Raw genomic sequence first — 17,701 nt, forward strand, 5'->3', positions numbered from 1 at the left:
CTACGCCCCCGCCACCCGCGCCAGGTCGGCGGTGATCCGTTCCGCCACCTTCAGCCGCTCTTCCGCCGTCGGCCAATCGCCGGACACGACGATCTTCTGATCCGGCCGGATCTTCCAGAAGGCCTGGTTCTTCTGGATCAGCCCAACCAATCCAATGGGATTGGGGAAGCTGTTGTCGCGCAGGGTCAGCACCGCGCCGCGCGGCCCGATGTCGATCTTCTCGATACAGGCGCGGCGGCAGTTGGACTTGATGCCGACGATCTTCAGCAGTTGCTGCGCCTCGTCCGGCAGGGGACCGAACCGGTCGATCAGCTCGGCGGCCAGGGCTTCGCGGTCCTCGGCCTGTTCCGCGTCGGACAGGCGGCGGTACAGGCTGAGACGGACATTCAGGTCCGGCACATATTCCTCTGGAATCAGGACGGAAGCCCCGACATTGATCGACGGCGACCAGCCGCGATCCACGTTCAGCCCCTCGCCCTTCTCGCGCAGCTCGGCGACCGCATCCTCCAGCATCTGCTGGTACAGTTCGACGCCCACCTCGCGGATATGGCCCGACTGTTCGTCGCCCAGCAGATTGCCGCCGCCGCGCTGGTCCAGGTCGTGGCTGGCCAGCTGGAAGCCGGCGCCCAGATTGTCCAGCGACTGCAGCACCTGCAGACGCCGCTCGGCCGACAGGGTCATCGGCTTGACCGCATCCGTGGTCAGATAGGCGAAAGCCCGCGCCTTGGATCGGCCGACCCGGCCCCGGATCTGGTACAGCTGCGCCAGGCCGAACATGTCGGCCCGGTGCACGACCAGCGTATTGGCGGTCGGGATGTCCAGCCCGCTCTCGACGATGGTGGTCGAGACCAGGACGTCGTATTCGCCGTCGTAGAAGGCGCTCATCACCTCCTCGAGCTGGGTCGCCGACATCTGGCCGTGGCCAACGACGAACTTCACCTCGGGCACCTGCTCACGCAGGAATTTCTCGATGGCCGGCAGGTCCTTCAGGCGCGGCGCGACATAATAGGCCTGGCCCCCCCGATATTTCTCGCGCAGCAGGGCCTCGCGCACCAGCACCGGATCCCACGGCGTCACATAGGTCCGCACCGCCAGGCGATCGACCGGCGGGGTGGCGATGATCGACATCTCGCGAATGCCGGACAGCGCCATCTGCAGGGTGCGCGGGATCGGCGTGGCGGTCAGGGTCAGCAGGTGAACATCGGCCCGCAGCGACTTCAGCTTCTCCTTGTGCTTGACGCCGAAATGCTGCTCCTCGTCCACAATCACCAGGCCCAGGTCGCGGAAACCGACCTGTTCGGACAGCACCGCATGGGTGCCGACGACGATCTCGACCGAGCCGTCCTTCAGCCCCGCCCGCGTCTCTGACGCCTCCTTGCCCCCCACCATCCGCGACAGCTGCCGCACCTTCACAGGCCAGCCGGCGAACCGTTCGGTGAAGGTCTTGTAGTGCTGGCGCGCCAGCAGGGTGGTCGGCGCCACAATGGCCACCTGTTGCCCCGTCATGGCCACGACGAAGGCCGCCCGCAGCGCCACCTCGGTCTTGCCGAAGCCGACGTCGCCGCAGATCAGGCGATCCATCGGCGTGCCCTTGCCCAGGTCCTCCAGCACGTCGCCGATGGCGTTCAGCTGATCGTCCGTCTCCTCATAGGGAAAGCGGGCGCAGAACTCGGCGAACAGGCCCGGCGGCGGCACCACTGCGTCGGTCTCGCGCAGCGCCCGCTTGGCGGCGAGCGCGATCAGCCCCTCGGCCATGGCGCGCAGGCGTTCCTTGGCCTTTGACTTGCGCGCCTGCCAGCCGGCGCCGCCCAGCCGGTCCAGCTGCGCGCCTTCTGAATCCGAGCCGTATCGGGTCAGAAGATCAATGTTTTCAACCGGCAGATAGAGTTTGCTCTCACCGGCGTACACCAGCTCCAGGCAGTCGTGCGGGGCCTGCTGGATGTCCAGCGTCTTCAGCCCCTCGTAGCGCCCGATGCCGTGATCCAGGTGAACCACCAGGTCCCCGGTCGTCAGGGCCGAAGCCTCGGCCAGGAAGTTCGACGCCCGCCGCTTCTTGCGTGGCCGCGCCAGACGGTCGCCCAGGATGTCGGTCTCGGAAATGACCGCGACCTCGTCCGTCGCAAACCCATGCTCGACCGGCAGGACGCCGCGCAGATACAGGTCCTTCGGCGCGGTCTGGACATCGGCCCAGTCGCGCACGGCGACGATATGATCCAGGCCGTGGTCGGCCAGCATGGTCGCCAGACGTTCCGACGAGCCCTCGGTCCACGAGGCGAACAGCACCCGCTTGCCGTCGGCCTTCAGCGCCGCAGCATGGGCCGCCACCGCCTCGAACAGGTTGACGCTGTCTTGCGCCCGCTCGGCCGCAAAGGTCCGACCCAGTCGGCCGCCCGCATCCTCGCCGCCGCCCGAGAACGGCGTAAACCGCCGCACGGCGCGACCCGCCAGGGCCTGGTTCCAGTCGCCGGCGTCCAGATACAGCGACCGGGGCGGAAGCGCCCGATTGGTCGCCGCATGGCCCCCACCCTTGCCTTTTTGAGCCTTGGCGGCCTCTGTCCGCCCTTCATAGGCGTCGGCGATCAGGTCCCACCGCTCGGCCCGCGCGCTCTCAGCCTGATTGTCCAGGAAGATCTGGGCCTGGTCCGGCAGATAGTCGAACAGCGAATCCAGCGTCTCGTAGAACAGCGGCAGCCACTGCTCCATGCCCTGACGCCGCGCGCCCTCGCTGATGGTCGCATACAGGGGATCGTCGCCCGGCGCCCCGAACAGCTTCAGATAGCCGGTACGGAAGCGCGAGATCGCATCCGCGTCCAGCAGGGCCTCCGACACGGGCGCCAGCGACACCGCCGTCATCTGGCCGGTCGATCTCTGTGTCTCGGGATCGAAGGTGCGGATCGATTCCAGCTCGGACCCGAACATGTCCAGCCGCACCGGCTCCTCGAAGCCCGGCGGATAGACATCCACCACCCCGCCCCGCACCGCGAACTCGCCGCGCTCCGACACGGTCGAGGCCCGGACATAGCCGTTGGCGGCGAAATACCGCTCCAGCGCCTGGATATCGAGATCGCGGCCAACCTTCGTCTCGAACCCGGCCTGGGTCGTCACCGACTTCGGCGGCGTCCTCTGCATGGCCGCACCGACGGTCGTGACCACCAGAACCGGCGCGTCGCCCGTCTTGCGCTGGGCTAGGCGCGTCAGGGTCGCCATCCGCTGGGCGGCGATCCCCGCCGTCGGGCTCAGCCGGTCGTAGGGCAGACAGTCCCAGGCCGGATATTCAAGAATTTCGATATCTTGCGAGAAGAAGCGGAACGCCTGAACAAACCCGCCCGACCGCTGATAGTCGCGCGCCACGAAGACGCCGACCCCGCCGCTGGCCTTGATCCGCTCGGCGACGACCAGGGCGTCCAGCCCCTCGGGCGCCCCGCCCAGATCAGCGTCGGTGCGGTGCTGCGCGGTGACCTGTTGATCCATCAGCCGATGCCCTTGCCAACCTCGGCCGCCACATGCTCGCGCATGAAGGCCCGCACCTTGGCCATCACCGGCGTCTCGAACTCGGGCGGGGTCGGGTCACGCTCGATGATCCAGCCGTAGAGCCACTGATCCTCCTCGTCGATCAGCAGTTCCAGTTGGTCCAGCTCGGCGTCGGTCAGGGTCGGCGCCACCTGGTCCGAAAACGGACCGAGCACCATGTCTGCCTCGCGGAAGCCCCGCCGCCAGGACCGGAACTGGATCCGGCCCAGCCGCTGCTTGCGGGCCAGCACCGCCTGGTCGCCACTGTCGTCTTGAGGGATTTCGGTCACAAGCAATCCTGGCCCGGCAAGGTTGAAGGACGTTCAAGCCGCGATCCACCGCATGGCGAACCTCAGCGTCCTAAAATGGAAGAAGCGCAGATAGCGCTCCTTCGCCCACTTCGCCACCCGTCATGGTCACGCTATGTTCCCGGCGATGCGTCCGCAGATTCTCTTTCCCCTGTTCGCCGAGGTCTCCAGCCTGAAGGGCGTGGGCCCCCGCGTCCTGCCCCTGGTGCAGAAGGTGGCGGGTCCGCTGGTGCGCGACCTGGCCTTCCTCAGCCCCTCGGGCGTCATCGTCCGCCGGCCCATGGAGGCGGCGACCGCCGTGGACGGCGAGGTCGGGATCTTCGAGATCGTCATCGACCGCCTGTTCGTCCCCAGCCGCCCCGGCGCCCCGCTGAAGGTCCGCGCCAGCGACCCGACCGGCTTCGTCCACCTGGTCTGGTTCGGCGGCTCGCCCCAGCATATCGACCGGCTGCTGCCGCGCGGCGAGACCCGGCTGGTCTCGGGCAAGGTCGAACGCTTCAACGGCGAGGTCCAGATCGTCCACCCGGACATTGTCACGCCCGACAAGGCCGCCGACATCCCCGCTTCCGAACCCGTCTATCCGGCGACCCAGGGCCTGACCTCGCGCCAGCTGCGCAAACTGGTCCAGGCCGCCCTGCCCGCCGCCCCCGACCTGCCGGAATGGCAGGACCCCGCCTGGCTGAAGAAGCAGAACTGGCTGGGCTGGCGCGCGGCGCTGGACGCCCTGCACGCCCCGGCGGGCGAGCCCGACCTGACGCCCGAGGCCCCCGCCCGCCAGCGCCTGGCCTATGACGAATTCCTGGCCCACCAGCTGGCCCTGGCCCGCCGTCGCCGCGCCCGCGAGATCAAGCCCTCGGCCATCATCGCCCCCGGCGCCGCCTCCGACCACCTGCTCCAGGCCCTGCCCTTCACCCTGACCAACGCCCAGGCCCAGGCCGTCGCCGAAATCCGTCGCGACCTAGTTTCGGGCAAACAGATGGGCCGCCTGCTTCAGGGTGATGTGGGTTCGGGCAAGACCGCCGTCGCCGCCCTGGCCCTGGCCGACGCGGCCTCCAGCGGCTTCCAGTCCGCCCTGATGGCCCCGACCGAAATCCTGGCCCGCCAGCATTACGAAAAGCTCGGCCCCCTGCTGGAGGCGGCCGGCGTCGTCTCCGTCCTGCTCACCGGCCGCGACACCAACGGCCAGCGGCGCGAGAAGCTGGCCGCCCTGGCCTCCGGTCACGCCCAGGTCGCCATCGGCACCCACGCCCTGTTCCAGGACGCCGTCCGCTTCGACCGCCTGGCCCTGGCCGTCATCGACGAACAGCATCGGTTCGGCGTCAGCGAGCGCCAGCGACTTCAGGCCAAGGGCGATCCGCGCATCGGCGCCGTCCACCTGCTGACCATGTCGGCCACCCCCATCCCCCGCACCCTGGAACTGACCCAGTACGGCGAGCTGGAGGTCAGCCGCCTGATGGAGAAGCCGCCGGGCCGCACCCCCGTCACCACCGCCGTCGTCCCCCTGGCCCGCATCGGCGAGGTCGCCGCCCGACTGAAGACGGTGCTGGACGCCGGCGCCCAGGCCTATTGGATCTGCCCCCTGGTCGCCGAATCCGAGGCCATAGACCTGGCCGCCGCCGTCGACCGCGCCGACGACCTGCGCCGCCTGCTGGGGGTCGAGGTCGGCCTCGCCCACGGCCAGATGCCCGGCGCCGAGCGCGAAGCCGTCATGGCCGACTTCGCCGACGGCCGCCTCCCCCTGCTGGTCGCCACCACCGTGGTCGAGGTCGGGGTGGACGTGCCCAACGCCTCCATCATGGTCATCGAACACGCCGACCGCTTCGGCCTGGCCCAGTTGCACCAGCTGCGCGGCCGCGTCGGCCGCGGCGCAAAGGCCAGTTCCTGCATCCTGCTGTACGGCGGCCAGGACGGCGCCCTCGGTGAAACCGCCAAGGAACGCCTCGAGACCCTGCGCCGCACCGAGGACGGCTTCGTCATCGCCGAGGAAGACTTCCGCCTGCGCGGCGGCGGCGACCCCCTGGGCCTGAAACAGAGCGGCTTCCCCGCCTACCGCTTCGCCGACCCGATCCGCCACCGCGCCCTGATGCTGGCCGCCGCCGACGACGCCCGCCTGATCCTGGGCCGCGACCCCGACCTGACGTCCGAGCGCGGCCAGGCGGTTCAGGTGCTGGAGGAGTTGTTTGACTGGAAGGGGCATAGGGCTGGAGCGGATTGAGGGGGCGCCGCGCCCACGCCCACGCTTACGTCCGTCATCCTGGGCCTTGCGCCTAGGATCAAAAGGCTCGACCGGCTAGAACGCCCCGGATGTTGCGCCTGTCAGAACTCAAACTGCCCCTCGACCACCCGCCGGAGGCCTTGCCCGCCGCGATCGCCGCCCGCCTGGGCGTGCCGCCGCACGATCTTGTCTCCTGGTCGATATGGAAGCGGGCGCACGACGCGCGCCGGAAATCCGCGATTCTGAAAGTCTACATCCTCGACGTCGAGGTAAGGGATGAATCGGCGGTGCTGGCCCGCCTTGCAGACGACGTGCACGTGGCGCCGACGCCAGACGTCGCCTATCGCCCGGTCGCTGTCGCACCCAGGACCGAGCGCCTTCGCCCGGTCGTGATCGGGGCCGGGCCGTGCGGCCTGTTCGCCGGGCTGATCCTGGCCGAGATGGGGTTCAAGCCGATCATCCTCGACCGCGGCAAGGTGGTTCGGCAGCGGACCAAGGACACCTGGGGCCTGTGGCGAAGCAGCAAGTTGGACCCGGAATCCAACGTGCAGTTCGGCGAGGGCGGCGCGGGCACCTTCTCCGACGGCAAGCTCTACAGCCAGATCAAGGATCCGCGTTTCCTGGCCCGCAAGGTGTTGACCGAATTCGTCGCGGCCGGGGCGCCGGAGGAAATCCTCACCGAGGCCCACCCGCACATCGGCACCTTCCGCCTGGTGACCATGGTCGAGGCCATGCGCGAGAAGATCGAACGGCTGGGCGGCGAGTACCGCTTCGAGCACCGGGTCACGGACATCGATCTCGACAAGGGCGCCCTCCGGGGCGTGCGCCTGCACACCGGCGAGACGCTGGAGGCCGACCACGTGGTCTTCGCCATCGGCCATTCGTCGCGCGACACCTTCCAGACCCTCTACGAGCGCGGCGTCCATATCGAGGCCAAGCCGTTCTCGATCGGCTTCCGCATCGAGCATCCGCAGTCCTGGATCGACAAGGCCATGTTCGGCCCCTGCGCCGGCCACCCCGACCTGGGCGCGGCGGCCTATACGCTTTCGCACCACTGCTCGAACGGCCGCACCGTCTACAGCTTCTGCATGTGCCCGGGCGGCACGGTGGTGGCGGCCACCAGCGAGCCCGGCCGCGTCGTGACCAACGGCATGAGCCAGTATTCGCGCAACGAGCGCAACGCCAACTCCGGCTTCGTGGTCGGCATCTCGCCCGAGGATTATCCGAGCGACCATCCGCTGGCGGGCATCGAACTGCAACGGGATCTGGAGACCCGCGCCTATGCGGCCGGCGGCGGCGACTATTTCGCGCCGGGCCAGCTGGTCGGCGACTTCCTGGCGGGCCGCCCCTCGACCGCGCTGGGCGAGGTCGTCCCCAGCTATAAGCCGGGCGTGCGCCCGACCGACCTGGCGCCCCTGATGCCCGACTATGTGATCGCCGCCATGCGTGAGGCCCTGCCCGTCTTCGGCCGCAAGATCGCCCGCTACGACGACGCCCAGGCGGTTCTGACGGGCGTCGAAACCCGCAGTTCATCCCCGATCCGAATGACCCGCGGCGCCGACTTCCAGAGCCTGAACGTGCGCGGCCTCTTCCCTGCCGGCGAAGGCGCCGGCTACGCCGGCGGCATCCTGTCGGCCGCCGTTGACGGCATCAAGGTGGCCGAAGCCGTCGCCCGGTCGATGGTGGAGAAGGGGGCGGTGTAGATCGGTCAAAAACACAGACAGCGCCCACCGTCAGTTTTTGGATGCCCTTGCCGGCTGCTACTGAGCTTAGCAGCCGTGATCGTACGACAATCCGGACCTCGTCGGAGAGAGCCGATCAGCTTGCGCGCCGCTAGCCTAAGACGGTTCCCGCCCCGTTGCGGACTTTCCGTTAGCCCGCCGTCAGGCAGGGCGGAAATCTTACCCTGAGTGGCAAAAGCGTAATAGCCTGTCGCTAGCGCGATTGCGCCGACGCCATGTCAGCTAGCGGAGTTATAATGTCGATCGAGCTTCTTGAGAAAGAAATCCGTCGCTTCTTAGCAAGCGCTGATGCAGAGGTGCTTTGCATTTCTGGTAAATGGGGTGTCGGAAAGACTTTTGCATGGAACAAGTACCTTCAAGAGGCAGACAGGGATGGGGCGATTGGACTCAAACGATATTCTTACGTCAGTCTGTTTGGTCGAAATTCGCTCGACGATGTTCGTAGCGCTATATTTGAAAACACCGTTCCCCTCGCAGGAGCACCCACAAAGCCCAACCTCGCCTCGCTCGTAAAATCGGCCGAAGCTGGCGGGCGACAACTCACGGCTTATGCGCGCTTAACACCTAAGGTTAAGGACTATGTGGCGCTCAGCGAGCGGGTGTTATTTGCAACTATGGGATCTCAGCTCATTTGCATTGATGACTTGGAACGGGCTGGGAAAGGCCTGGCAGTACACGATGTTCTGGGCCTAGTCTCCGAGCTCAAGGAACAGAAAGCTTGCAAGGTTATCGTATTACTGAACGCAGAAAAAATCCCGGGAGATGGCAAGGAAGCCTTCGAAGCACAGCTGGAGAAGGTTGCGGACATATCTCTGACCTTCAATCCCTCTCCATCTGAAGCGGCTGAGATAGGATTCAGCCCAGGCATCGCTCTGCGAGACCGCCTAGTGCGTCATTGCGTGACGCTGTCGATCGTCAATATCCGGGTCATCAAGAAGATCGAGCGACATGCCAAACGCTTAGGTGAAATCCTTCTCGGTTATGACCGGAGAATTCTTGAGCAGTCAGTGTCATCCATGGCTCTTTACACATTTTCCAAATTCCAACCTGACAGCGCGCCATCGCTCGAATTCTTGCAAAGGTTCAACCAATTTGCCGGATTGGGCGGTCAATCTGCCGAAGAATACACCAAGTGGCGTGATCTGCTGATCGAGTACGAATATTCATCAACAGACGAATTCGACTTGAAGGTCATGGCCGGTGTTGAGCTTGGCTTCTTCGACGAGGCGAAGTTAAGAGCATCGGCCGATGACCTAGCGGCAAGCTTGAAATTTAGCGATCAAGGAAATTCGGTCCACGAAGCCTGGGCAAAATATCACGACTCGTTCGACGATAACGCCGACGCAGTGCTCGACGGTCTGGACGCCGCGTTTCGAGCGAACGCCAATGCCATCACGCCACTTAATGCGAGCGGCACGATCCGGCTCTTCAAGGAATTGGGCCGCGAGGAGCAGGCAAAGGCCTTAGCACAGCAGTATGTCGATATCCGCAACGAGCCGGTGGAGTTTTGGGACCTAAGTGAATACGCGTTCAAGGGCGATGTCACTGATCCGGATTTGATTGCGGCGTTTGCGGAGAAGCACGCTTCGTTCGCGCCACCGGCGCTCGACGCTGGGGACGTGTTGATCCGGATTAGCCGTCAAAGCGGTTGGAACACCCGCGATGTGGAGTTCCTCGCCAACTTGACCGCCCAGGACTTCGTGACGCTCTTCAAGAAGTTGAAAGGCGACGACCTTCGGCGAGCTGTTCGCGAAGCCCTGCGCTTCGTTAATCGGGGTAGTCCGGAAAGCCGCGAGGTCATGATCGCAACGCGGGCAAAGGAAGCGTTAGAGCTAATTGCAGCCGAGTCGCCGATTAACGCGAGGCGAGTTGCCCAGCGCCTAGCAGAAGCTAACGGCGGCTAACCACCTGAGCAGATGTCCGGAACGTCCGCTTTCCAGCACGGCTCTGCTGAATGAAAATGTGAGGAGAGCGGTTCGTATAGATGAACCAAGGAAGGCAAACGAAGGTCATCTCCCCCAATTTGTCGAACTGAAGCTAATCTTTTCAACACCCTAACCCGCCCCAACCGCCATCGACCAACCACGCCTCCAGACTGTGTTAGCCTCGTCGTCCGGTCTTTGACATCGGGCGCGCGCCGCAGTCCGCTTGCGACGTCCGCTCCCCATCAACGCCACGGTCGTCGCCCCTGGCGCATTTGGCGCCTTTGGCACGGTTGTCACCCTGTTTTCGCGCCAAACCGACCGGCCTCAGCCGATCCTAACGCCGCAGCAGTCGCCCCATGGCGCATTTGGCGGTTTGGCGGTTTGTCATCCTGTTTTTACGACAAACCGACCGGCCTCAGCCGATCATGCAGGTCCATCCGTCGAACCCGACCTCGACATTCGCCGGAACAATCGCCGACAGTTCCTTGTAATCCATGTCGATGTGCAGGTTCGTCAGCACCGCCCGCTCGACGTCCGCCGCCGCAATCCACTCCAGCGTCCGGTCCAGATGGGCATGGGTCGGATGGGGGGTGTAGCGCAGGGCGTCGACGATCCAGACCTGGCATCCGGCCACCGCGCGGATCGCCGCCTCGTCCAGGTCCGACACGTCGCTGGAATAGGCCATGTCGCCCAGCCGATAGCCGACCGACCGGATCGGTCCATGCCCCTGATCGAAGGTCACGACCGGGATCGCGCCCCCCGGCCCCTCCACCGACCAGGCCGTCCCGTGCGGCGGGATGACCTGGGCGTCCAGCAGCGGCGGATAGCCGAACTTGCTCTCGAAGATATAGTCGAACCGGTGGGACAGGGACGTCAGGGTCGCCTCGTCCATCCAGGCCGGGATTCGCTTGCGCGCCCGCGTCGCGAAGGTGCGCAGATCGTCGATCCCGTGGGTCTGGTCCGCATGGTCGTGGGTATAGAGGACCGCGTCCACATGCCGGGTCCCGCTGGCCAGCATCTGTTCGCGCAGGTCCGGCGAGGTGTCGATCAGGATGTTGGTCATCCCCTCCGGCCCGGTCTTCCTCGCCAGCATCGAGCAGCGCGTGCGCCGGTTCCTCGGCTCGGCCGGGTCGCACACGCCCCAGTCGCCGTCGCCCCGCGGCACCCCGCCCGAGGATCCGCTGCCCAGGATGACGACTTCGAAGCTCATGCCGATCTCGGTATCCGGTCAAAGAGGCCGAAGAAGGCCTCGGTGGTTTTCTGGTCCGCCTCCTCGGCGCTCCAGCCCCGGATCTCGGCCAGCTTGTCCAGCACATGGCTGATATAGGCCGGCTCGTTGCGCCGCCCCCGATGCGGGATGGGCGCCAGATAGGGGCAGTCGGTCTCGACGATTATACGGTCAGCCGGCATGTCCCGGATCACCGCCCGCACATCCTCGGCCGCCTTGAAGGTGGCGATCCCCGAGACCGAGAACCAGGCCCCCAGTTCCGCAGCGATTCCCGCCAGTTCCGCCCCGCTGGTGTAGCAGTGCATCAGCATCTTGAACGGCCCGGCGGCGTGCTCCTCCTTCAGGATCGGCCCCATGACCTCATCCGCCTCGCGGGTATGGATCACCAGCGGCAGGCCCGTCTCCCGCGCCGCCGCCACATGCTGGCGGAACACCGCCGCCTGGATCTCGCGCGGGCTGAAGTCATAGTGGAAGTCCAGGCCGCACTCGCCGATCCCCACCACCTTGGGCCGCTGCGCCAGGTCGATCAGGGTCGCCGCAGTCAGGTCCGCCGCATCCTTGGCCTCGTGCGGATGGACCCCGACCGTGCACCAGATGTCGGGGTTGGCCATGGCGATCCCATGGGTCGCCTCGAAGGTGGTCAGCTTGTCCGAGATCTCGACCATCAGGCCGACCCCGGCCTCGCGCGCCCGGGCGATCACCGCGTCCCGGTCCTCGTCGAACTGGGGGGCGTGCAGGTTCACATGACTGTCGATCAGCATCAGCCCATCCGCGCCTGCTGGGCCTGGACCCGCCTCAGGTCCGCCAGCGCCCCGGCCAGCACATCGGCCTTGTCCAGGTTCAGCCCCGCCGCCCGCTCCGGCAAGGGCTGCAGCCGCTCCCAAAGCTCGGCCCAGCGGTTCGCCGCGCCGGACGGACTGCTCAGGGCCTGCATCCGCACCGCCGCGATCAGCCGGTCCATCAGGGTCTCGAACCGCTCCTGGCCTTCCGCGCCCCGGAACTTGTCGGCGATGGCCAGGGCCTCGGCCCGGTCCACATCCCCCTCGACCCAGCGCCGCGCCAACTGGTCCATCTCGAAGGTCGCCCCCGACGCCAGGGCCAGGGCCGCGCCCGGCGATCCGCCCGCCATGGCCGCCGCATGCTCGGCCTCCTCCGGCTCGGCCCCCGTGCGGTTCCGCACCAGGGCCTCCAGCCGCTCCGGCGTCCAGATGGGGAAGCTCAGCCGCCGACAGCGCGACCGGATCGTGGCCAGCAGCCGCCCCGGCGCGTGGGTCACCAGGAACAGCACCCCCCGCTCGGGCGGCTCCTCCAGAACCTTCAGCAAGGCGTTGGCCGCATTGATGTTCAGGTCGTCGGCCGCATCGATGATCGCCACCCGGTGCTGAGCCTGGGACGGGCTCTTGGAAAAGAACTCGGGCAGGTCGCGCGACTGATCGACCGAGATCGACTTCTTGGTCTTGCCGCCCTCGACCAGCCGTTCCAGCACCAGCAGGTCGGGATGCGACTGGGCCGAGATCAGCCGGCTGACCGGATCCTCGCGCCGCGCGCCCAGCGGCCCGCGCGCCGGATCAGCCGCCGCCCCCAGCAGCCGCCGCGCCGCGCGATAGGCGAAGGTCGCCTTGCCCGTTCCTTCGACCCCGCACAGCAGCCAGGCATGGTGCAGCCGTCCCCGCTCCCAGGCGTCCAGAAAGGCCGCTTCCGCCGCAGCGTCGGGGACCAGGTCGAACCGGTCGCGGGGATGATCGTCGCTCACAGCAACCGGTCCTGGACCGCCTGCCAAACCCGCGCCTCGACCTCGTCCAGCGATCCCACGGCGTCGATCAGCACGCACCGCTCCGGATGGGCCTCGACGATCCTCAGAAAGCCCTCGCGCAGTCGCTTATGGAACGCCAGCCCCTTGGACTCGAACCGGGTCTCGAACAGGCCGCGCCCGAACGCCCGCTCCAGCCCCACCTCGACCGGCAGGTCGAACACCAGGGTCAGGTCCGGCTGATCGTCTCCGACCACGCCCGCATCGATCTGTTCGATAAAGCTCTGGGCAACCCCGCCGCCGGCGCCCTGATAGGCCCGGCTGCTATCGGCGAACCGGTCGCACACCACCCAGTCGCCGGCCGCCAGCGCCGGCCGGATGGTTCGCTCCAGATGGTCGGAGCGCGAGGCGTACATCAGCAGGGTCTCGGTCATGGCCGACCAGGGCTCGGCCTCGGTGGCCACGACCAGGTTGCGGATCACCTCCGCCCCCTTCGATCCGCCCGGCTCGCGCGTGCGCACCACAGTGCGTTCGCCCAGAACAGGCTGCAGCCGCTCGACCAGCCGTCCGACCTGAGTCGACTTGCCGGATCCCTCGCCGCCTTCGAAGCTTATGAATTTTCCACGGGTCACGCGCCTTCATGGCGCGCGCGGCCCGCCGGACGCAAGCCCGTGCGCGCGATCAACTGCCCGATATCAACAGGGCGCCGACATAACCCTTCGCCACGACGGATTGGCGCGCAGCCTCGGCCGCATTGGCGCTCTCCCACGGACCGACCACGACATTATACCGCCCCCCATTCCGGTCTGCGCGCACCCATCCGCTCAAATGCTCCGCGATTCGGCTCGCCTCGCCCTGGTCCGAGAAGGTCCCCGCCTGCACCCAGAAGCTGGCGACCTCCGCAGCGACAGCCACCGGAACGGGCGAAGGCGCGGGCGCCGGGGCCGAGCTTGGCGCTCTGGCCGGCCCTTCCGCCCGCGGGATCGTCCCGCCGCCCTGTCGGGGCGCGCGGCCCAGATACCGGACCCGCACCCGCCCGACGCCCTGCGACAGCATCCCCAGCTCCTGCGCCGCCTCCCGCGACAGGTCGATGATCCGACTGTCAACGAACGGGCCCCGATCATTGACCCGGACCACCAGCCGACGACCATTTTCCAGGTTGGTGACCTCGACCAGCCCCGGCAGCGGCAGGGTCTTATGCGCCGCCGTCAGCTGGTGCATGTCGAACCGCTCGCCGCTTGAGGTCGGCCGCCCGTTGAAGGCGTCCCCGTACCAGGAGGCCATACCGACCTCCTCGTAGTCCGGCTGCTCCTTGGGCGTGTACCAGCGTCCGCGCACCTGATAGGGCCGCATCGTCCCCGACACGATCGGCGCCGGATCCTTGACCACGGGAATTCCGCTCGCGCCGCCTTTGCCGCCGACGGTCGAACAGGCCGCCAGCAGCGAGAACAGGCCCAGGATCAGGCCGCTGCGCATCCATTGTCCGGTCGTCATCGGTCGCACCTCGCCTCGATCCTCAAAAACAGGATGACCGAAGACATTTCCGCTTTGGTTAATGCGCCGTTCGCCTGCTATGGCGTCCGCCTCCGCTCAGCGCGGCAAGGAAGTGTGGCCGAGTGGTTTAAGGCACTGGTCTTGAAAACCAGCGACGGTGAGAGCCGTCCGTGGGTTCGAATCCCACCGCTTCCGCCATCCTGTCGATTTTACGCTATGATGCGATGTTGCGCGCGATAGCTACGCACACGCCGACCCTTTCCGCACCGTCGATCCGTGTTTGTCGATAGGCCTGCCGACAAGACCGGGTTTTCAGTCTTGCGCCTTCTGCCACGCCCGAACTCGGGCTCGGGCATTGGCGTAAGCGGATGAGGTATTAAACTGGATCATACGCCCCTTGGTCCATTTCCCGTACCAAGCGCCGCCATACAGTTCCTCATCTGACCGGGCCGTGATCGTCACCATCAGTCCTGTCTTCGCATCCTCCAGACGGGCGAGCAGTTCAGGCCATTCGATTGCGTTGCAATCGGCGTAGAATTTCTGCGCCAGCAGGCCGAGTTGGTTCCATTTGAAACCGGCCTCGGGATAGTCAACCGGTTCATCCCGGTCGTCACGATCCAGCCATTTCAGAACCAACTCGTTCCATCCGACCAGATAGGCCACCAGATCGGCCGGGCTCATGGTGGTTCCGTCGGCATGCCCCTTCATCGTGGCCTCACGTGCGCGGTTCGGCGGAATTTTCGCTAAATCCGCCATCAGCTTTGCGAACGTGGTCGTAATGGCGGTCAGCAATTCCATCTTTGAGGTTGGAACAGCCATAAGGCTCCTTCCCATGTAAGCATCGATCTTCGAAATGATCCGCCCAACTCGGCCGGCCATTTGCCGAGCGATCGCCCTGACCGCCCCCTTTCAGGTCACGCGACGCTTCTCAAGTTTCCGGGCCAGGGTGCGGCGATGCATGCCGAGGCGGCGAGCGGCTTCGGAGATGTTGAAGTCCGTCTCCACCAGGGTCTCGTGGATCCGTTCCCATTCCAGGGTCTTGATCGAGGTCGGGCGGCTGGTCAGCGGCGTGGCGGCGTCGCCCGACGCCTTGCCGAAGGCGGCTTCGATGTCATCGGTGCTGGCCGGCTTGGCCAAATAGTGACGGGCGCCCAGTTTGATCGCCTCCACCGCCGTGGCGATACTGGCGAAGCCGGTCAGGACGACGATGTTCATGTCGGCGTCAAAGGCGCGAAGGGTCGAGACGCACCCCAGGCCGGAGGCGCCGCCCAGTTTGAGATCGACCACGGCGAAGCCCGGCCGGTGAATTTTCAACACTTCGGCCATCTGATCCGGGCCGTCCGCGCTGACCACCGTATACCCCCGCCGTTCGAAGGACTTGCGCAGGGTGCGCGAGAAGGATTCGTCGTCCTCGACGATCAACAGGGTCGGGGTTTCATCAGTCATCGGACATCTCCTGCGGCGCCAGGGCGGCGATGGGGAGGATCAACCGCACCTCGCCGCCGCCAGCTGGGGGATTGGACGCTTCAACCGCGCCGCCCAGCGAACGCATCACATTCACCAGAAGAAACAAGCCCAAACCCGCGCCGGGGCGATCCTTCGTCGAATTATAGGGTTTGCCCAGCCGCTCCAGAATCGTGGCTGGAAAGCCGGGCCCATTGTCGCGGATCGCAAATTCCAGCTGCCCGTCGCGAACGACCGGAGACACGAAGATGCGGCGAGCCCCCGCCTCCACCGCATTGTCGAACAGGACGCCGAAGACCTGACGCAGGGCGGGGTCGGCGATGACGCTCGGATCGGGTCCGGTCCATGCCGTGACCTCGACCCGGACACGGGCGTCACGGGCGCTCCAGCCCTGAACCACCTCGTTCAGAAACCGGCCCATGGTCGTGCGCATCGGCGCCTGGCCTCTCGCCTCGCCCGCCGACATCAGGATGCCGGTGACGATGGCCTTGCAGCGTTCGACCTCGGCCTGCATCACGTCCATGTCCTGCTTCAGGTCCGCATCGGCCTTCAGCATCGGCATCCTTCGCCAGTCGCTCAGTATGACCGACAGCGACGCCAGGGGCGTACCCAGCTCGTGCGCCGCCCCCGAAGCCAGCAGGCCCATGCGCACGATGTGATCCTGTTCCGTCGCCTGCTGGCGCACATCGGCGACATAGGCGTCGCGGGCGCGCAGATTGTCGTTGATCCGCGTCATGAACAGCACCAGCAGCACCGCCATCAACAGGAAACAGATCAGGCTGCCCTGCATATAGAGGCTCAACAGAGCATCCTCGCTGTCGGGCGGCAGGTTCAGCGGCCGGTTGAATACGCCAAGGCCGGCGAAACACAGACTGGTGACGCCGATCAGCGACCAGGCGTAGACGGGGGCCAGAAGCACCGCGCCGAGCACGACCTGCAGCAGATAGAGGGCCACGAACGGATTGGCCGCGCCGCCGGTGAGGAAAAGCTGCCACGTCAGGGCCGCGACATCGGCCAGCAAGGCCAGCATGAGTTCCTGATCCGAGATGGCGTCCCGGCGCTGCGTCAGCGGGACGCTGACCAGATTGACCAGGGCCAGGCCGGCGGGTGCGATCAGCAGCCAGAAGACCGGCAGGCGGATGCCCATGACAAAATGGACCAGCAGTATGGTGGCGACCTGACCGGCGACCGCCAGCCAGCGCAGCTGGATCAGCAGGCGAAGATTTCGCCGGTTCGCGGTTTCCTGCGACACCGCCGTCTCGCGCCAGTCGCCGATGCCCAGCAGGCGTTGAAGCGTCTTGGTCATTGCGCGGATCGACGGCGCCGGACTTCGCGGGCCACGAGCCAGAAGCCGACAAGGGTCATCAGGGCCATGCCGAACCAGGTCAGGGCGTAGACGAGATGGCTGTTAGGGAATTTCACGATGGTCAGACCGCCCCTGGGCCAGCCGTCGGGATTGGGCGTCGCGTCGGCGTCTATGAAATAGGGCGCGACATTCGACAGCTCCTTGGCTGCAGCGATGGCCGCAACGTCGCGCGAGTACCAGCGGTCGCCCGCCGGGTCATTCGTGCGCAGAAAACCGCCCTTGGGTTCGGTGATGCGCAACAGGCCGGTCACCTGTTGTTCGCCCGTCGCCTGCCCGCCCGGTCGATCCTTCTGCAAACGACGCTGTGGCGTGACGAAGCCCCGATTGATCAGAATCGTGGCGCCGGCGTCGGTCTGCAGCGGCGTCATGACCCAGAATCCGGCGCCGTAATCCGTGACGGCCTGAACCAGGGTCTCCCGGTCATGTCGAAAAACGCCCCGCGCCGTGACGCGGCGATACTGGTCCGTCTCTCTCGACACCGTCGGCCAGGCGTCCGGCCCCGGCGCGGGTTGCGGCGCGGCGTGCACCCTCGCTTCGACCTGGGCGATCAGGTCGGTCTTCCACGCCAGTCGCTGCAACTGCCATCCGCCCAGGGCGACGAAGCCCGCGAACAGCAACGCCGCGCCGAAGCCGGCCCAGAACAGGGTCGGCGACAGACGCGGCGCGTTTGGGCCTTGGGCCTTGATGGCGATCTCCCGG

General features: G+C 66.4%; 14 protein-coding genes and 1 tRNA gene. 4 read left to right on the plus strand and 11 right to left on the minus strand.

Annotated features, from left to right (window positions below):
• Together mfd and GYM46_RS16540 are read right to left on the minus strand one after the other, a co-directional pair.
• Positions 1–3,471, minus strand: a complete 3,471-nt coding sequence (mfd, locus tag GYM46_RS16535; protein ID WP_008264079.1) for a transcription-repair coupling factor — start codon at positions 3,469–3,471, stop codon at positions 1–3.
• Positions 3,471–3,800, minus strand: coding sequence for a succinate dehydrogenase assembly factor 2 (locus GYM46_RS16540; RefSeq protein ID WP_008264267.1), 330 nt, complete (start codon positions 3,798–3,800; stop codon positions 3,471–3,473). Before GYM46_RS16540 ends, mfd begins: the two co-directional genes overlap by 1 nt.
• 145 nt (positions 3,801–3,945) lie before the next feature.
• On the opposite strand from GYM46_RS16540, the gene recG reads away from it, so the two are divergent.
• The 3 genes from recG to GYM46_RS16555 all read left to right on the plus strand — a co-directional run bounded on the left by recG (position 3,946) and on the right by GYM46_RS16555 (position 9,679).
• Positions 3,946–6,033: an ATP-dependent DNA helicase RecG gene (gene recG / locus GYM46_RS16545; protein ID WP_040349506.1), complete on the plus strand. Its 2,088-nt coding sequence runs from the start codon at positions 3,946–3,948 to the stop codon at positions 6,031–6,033.
• Positions 6,034–6,122: 89 nt separating this feature from the next.
• Complete coding sequence (locus GYM46_RS16550) at positions 6,123–7,736, plus strand: NAD(P)/FAD-dependent oxidoreductase (RefSeq protein WP_008261011.1); 1,614 nt, start codon at positions 6,123–6,125, stop codon at positions 7,734–7,736.
• Positions 7,737–8,011: 275 nt separating this feature from the next.
• Positions 8,012–9,679 (plus strand): hypothetical protein, encoded by a 1,668-nt coding sequence (locus GYM46_RS16555; protein ID WP_156796426.1) that lies wholly within the window; start codon positions 8,012–8,014, stop codon positions 9,677–9,679.
• Between the two features lie 436 nt (positions 9,680–10,115).
• Here GYM46_RS16555 and GYM46_RS16560 read toward each other — a convergent pair whose 3' ends face one another.
• From GYM46_RS16560 to GYM46_RS16580, 5 genes are read right to left on the minus strand one after another with little or no spacing between them, the layout of a single operon-like run.
• Positions 10,116–10,910: an MBL fold metallo-hydrolase gene (locus tag GYM46_RS16560; RefSeq protein WP_008258962.1), complete on the minus strand. Its 795-nt coding sequence runs from the start codon at positions 10,908–10,910 to the stop codon at positions 10,116–10,118.
• A complete protein-coding gene (locus GYM46_RS16565) occupies positions 10,907–11,689 on the minus strand; it encodes a TatD family hydrolase (protein ID WP_008263709.1) in 783 nt (260 codons plus the stop codon). Before GYM46_RS16565 ends, GYM46_RS16560 begins: the two co-directional genes overlap by 4 nt.
• The gene (locus GYM46_RS16570; RefSeq protein ID WP_008262863.1) at positions 11,689–12,681 is read right to left on the minus strand and encodes a DNA polymerase III subunit delta'; all 993 of its coding nucleotides are present in this window, start codon (positions 12,679–12,681) and stop codon (positions 11,689–11,691) included. The genes GYM46_RS16565 and GYM46_RS16570 overlap by 1 nt, the downstream gene beginning before the upstream one ends.
• On the minus strand, positions 12,678–13,310 hold the full coding sequence (gene tmk, locus GYM46_RS16575; RefSeq protein WP_008259081.1) for a dTMP kinase: 633 nt from the start codon (positions 13,308–13,310) through the stop codon (positions 12,678–12,680). Before tmk ends, GYM46_RS16570 begins: the two co-directional genes overlap by 4 nt.
• A 49-nt stretch (positions 13,311–13,359) precedes the next feature.
• Positions 13,360–14,172, minus strand: a complete 813-nt coding sequence (locus tag GYM46_RS16580) for a septal ring lytic transglycosylase RlpA family protein (protein WP_008259566.1) — start codon at positions 14,170–14,172, stop codon at positions 13,360–13,362.
• 108 nt (positions 14,173–14,280) lie between these two features.
• On the opposite strand from GYM46_RS16580, the gene GYM46_RS16585 reads away from it, so the two are divergent.
• Positions 14,281–14,370 (plus strand) — tRNA-Ser (locus GYM46_RS16585).
• Positions 14,371–14,484: 114 nt separating this feature from the next.
• Here the strand turns inward: GYM46_RS16585 and GYM46_RS16590 are convergent.
• The 4 genes from GYM46_RS16590 to GYM46_RS16605 form a co-directional block, all read right to left on the minus strand.
• The gene (locus tag GYM46_RS16590) at positions 14,485–14,991 is read right to left on the minus strand and encodes a ClbS/DfsB family four-helix bundle protein (protein WP_040349471.1); all 507 of its coding nucleotides are present in this window, start codon (positions 14,989–14,991) and stop codon (positions 14,485–14,487) included.
• A 90-nt stretch (positions 14,992–15,081) separates the two neighbouring features.
• Entirely contained in the window at positions 15,082–15,618 is a 537-nt protein-coding gene (locus tag GYM46_RS16595; protein WP_008264133.1) for a response regulator transcription factor, read from the minus strand.
• Complete coding sequence (locus GYM46_RS16600; RefSeq protein WP_008261611.1) at positions 15,611–16,942, minus strand: ATP-binding protein; 1,332 nt, start codon at positions 16,940–16,942, stop codon at positions 15,611–15,613. The genes GYM46_RS16595 and GYM46_RS16600 overlap by 8 nt, the downstream gene beginning before the upstream one ends.
• The gene (locus GYM46_RS16605) at positions 16,939–17,619 is read right to left on the minus strand and encodes an SURF1 family protein (protein ID WP_008260396.1); all 681 of its coding nucleotides are present in this window, start codon (positions 17,617–17,619) and stop codon (positions 16,939–16,941) included. The genes GYM46_RS16600 and GYM46_RS16605 overlap by 4 nt, the downstream gene beginning before the upstream one ends.
• Positions 17,620–17,701 lie beyond the last annotated feature (82 nt).

The sequence above is a fragment of the Brevundimonas mediterranea genome (assembly GCF_011064825.1).
Lineage (GTDB): Bacteria > Pseudomonadota > Alphaproteobacteria > Caulobacterales > Caulobacteraceae > Brevundimonas > Brevundimonas mediterranea_A.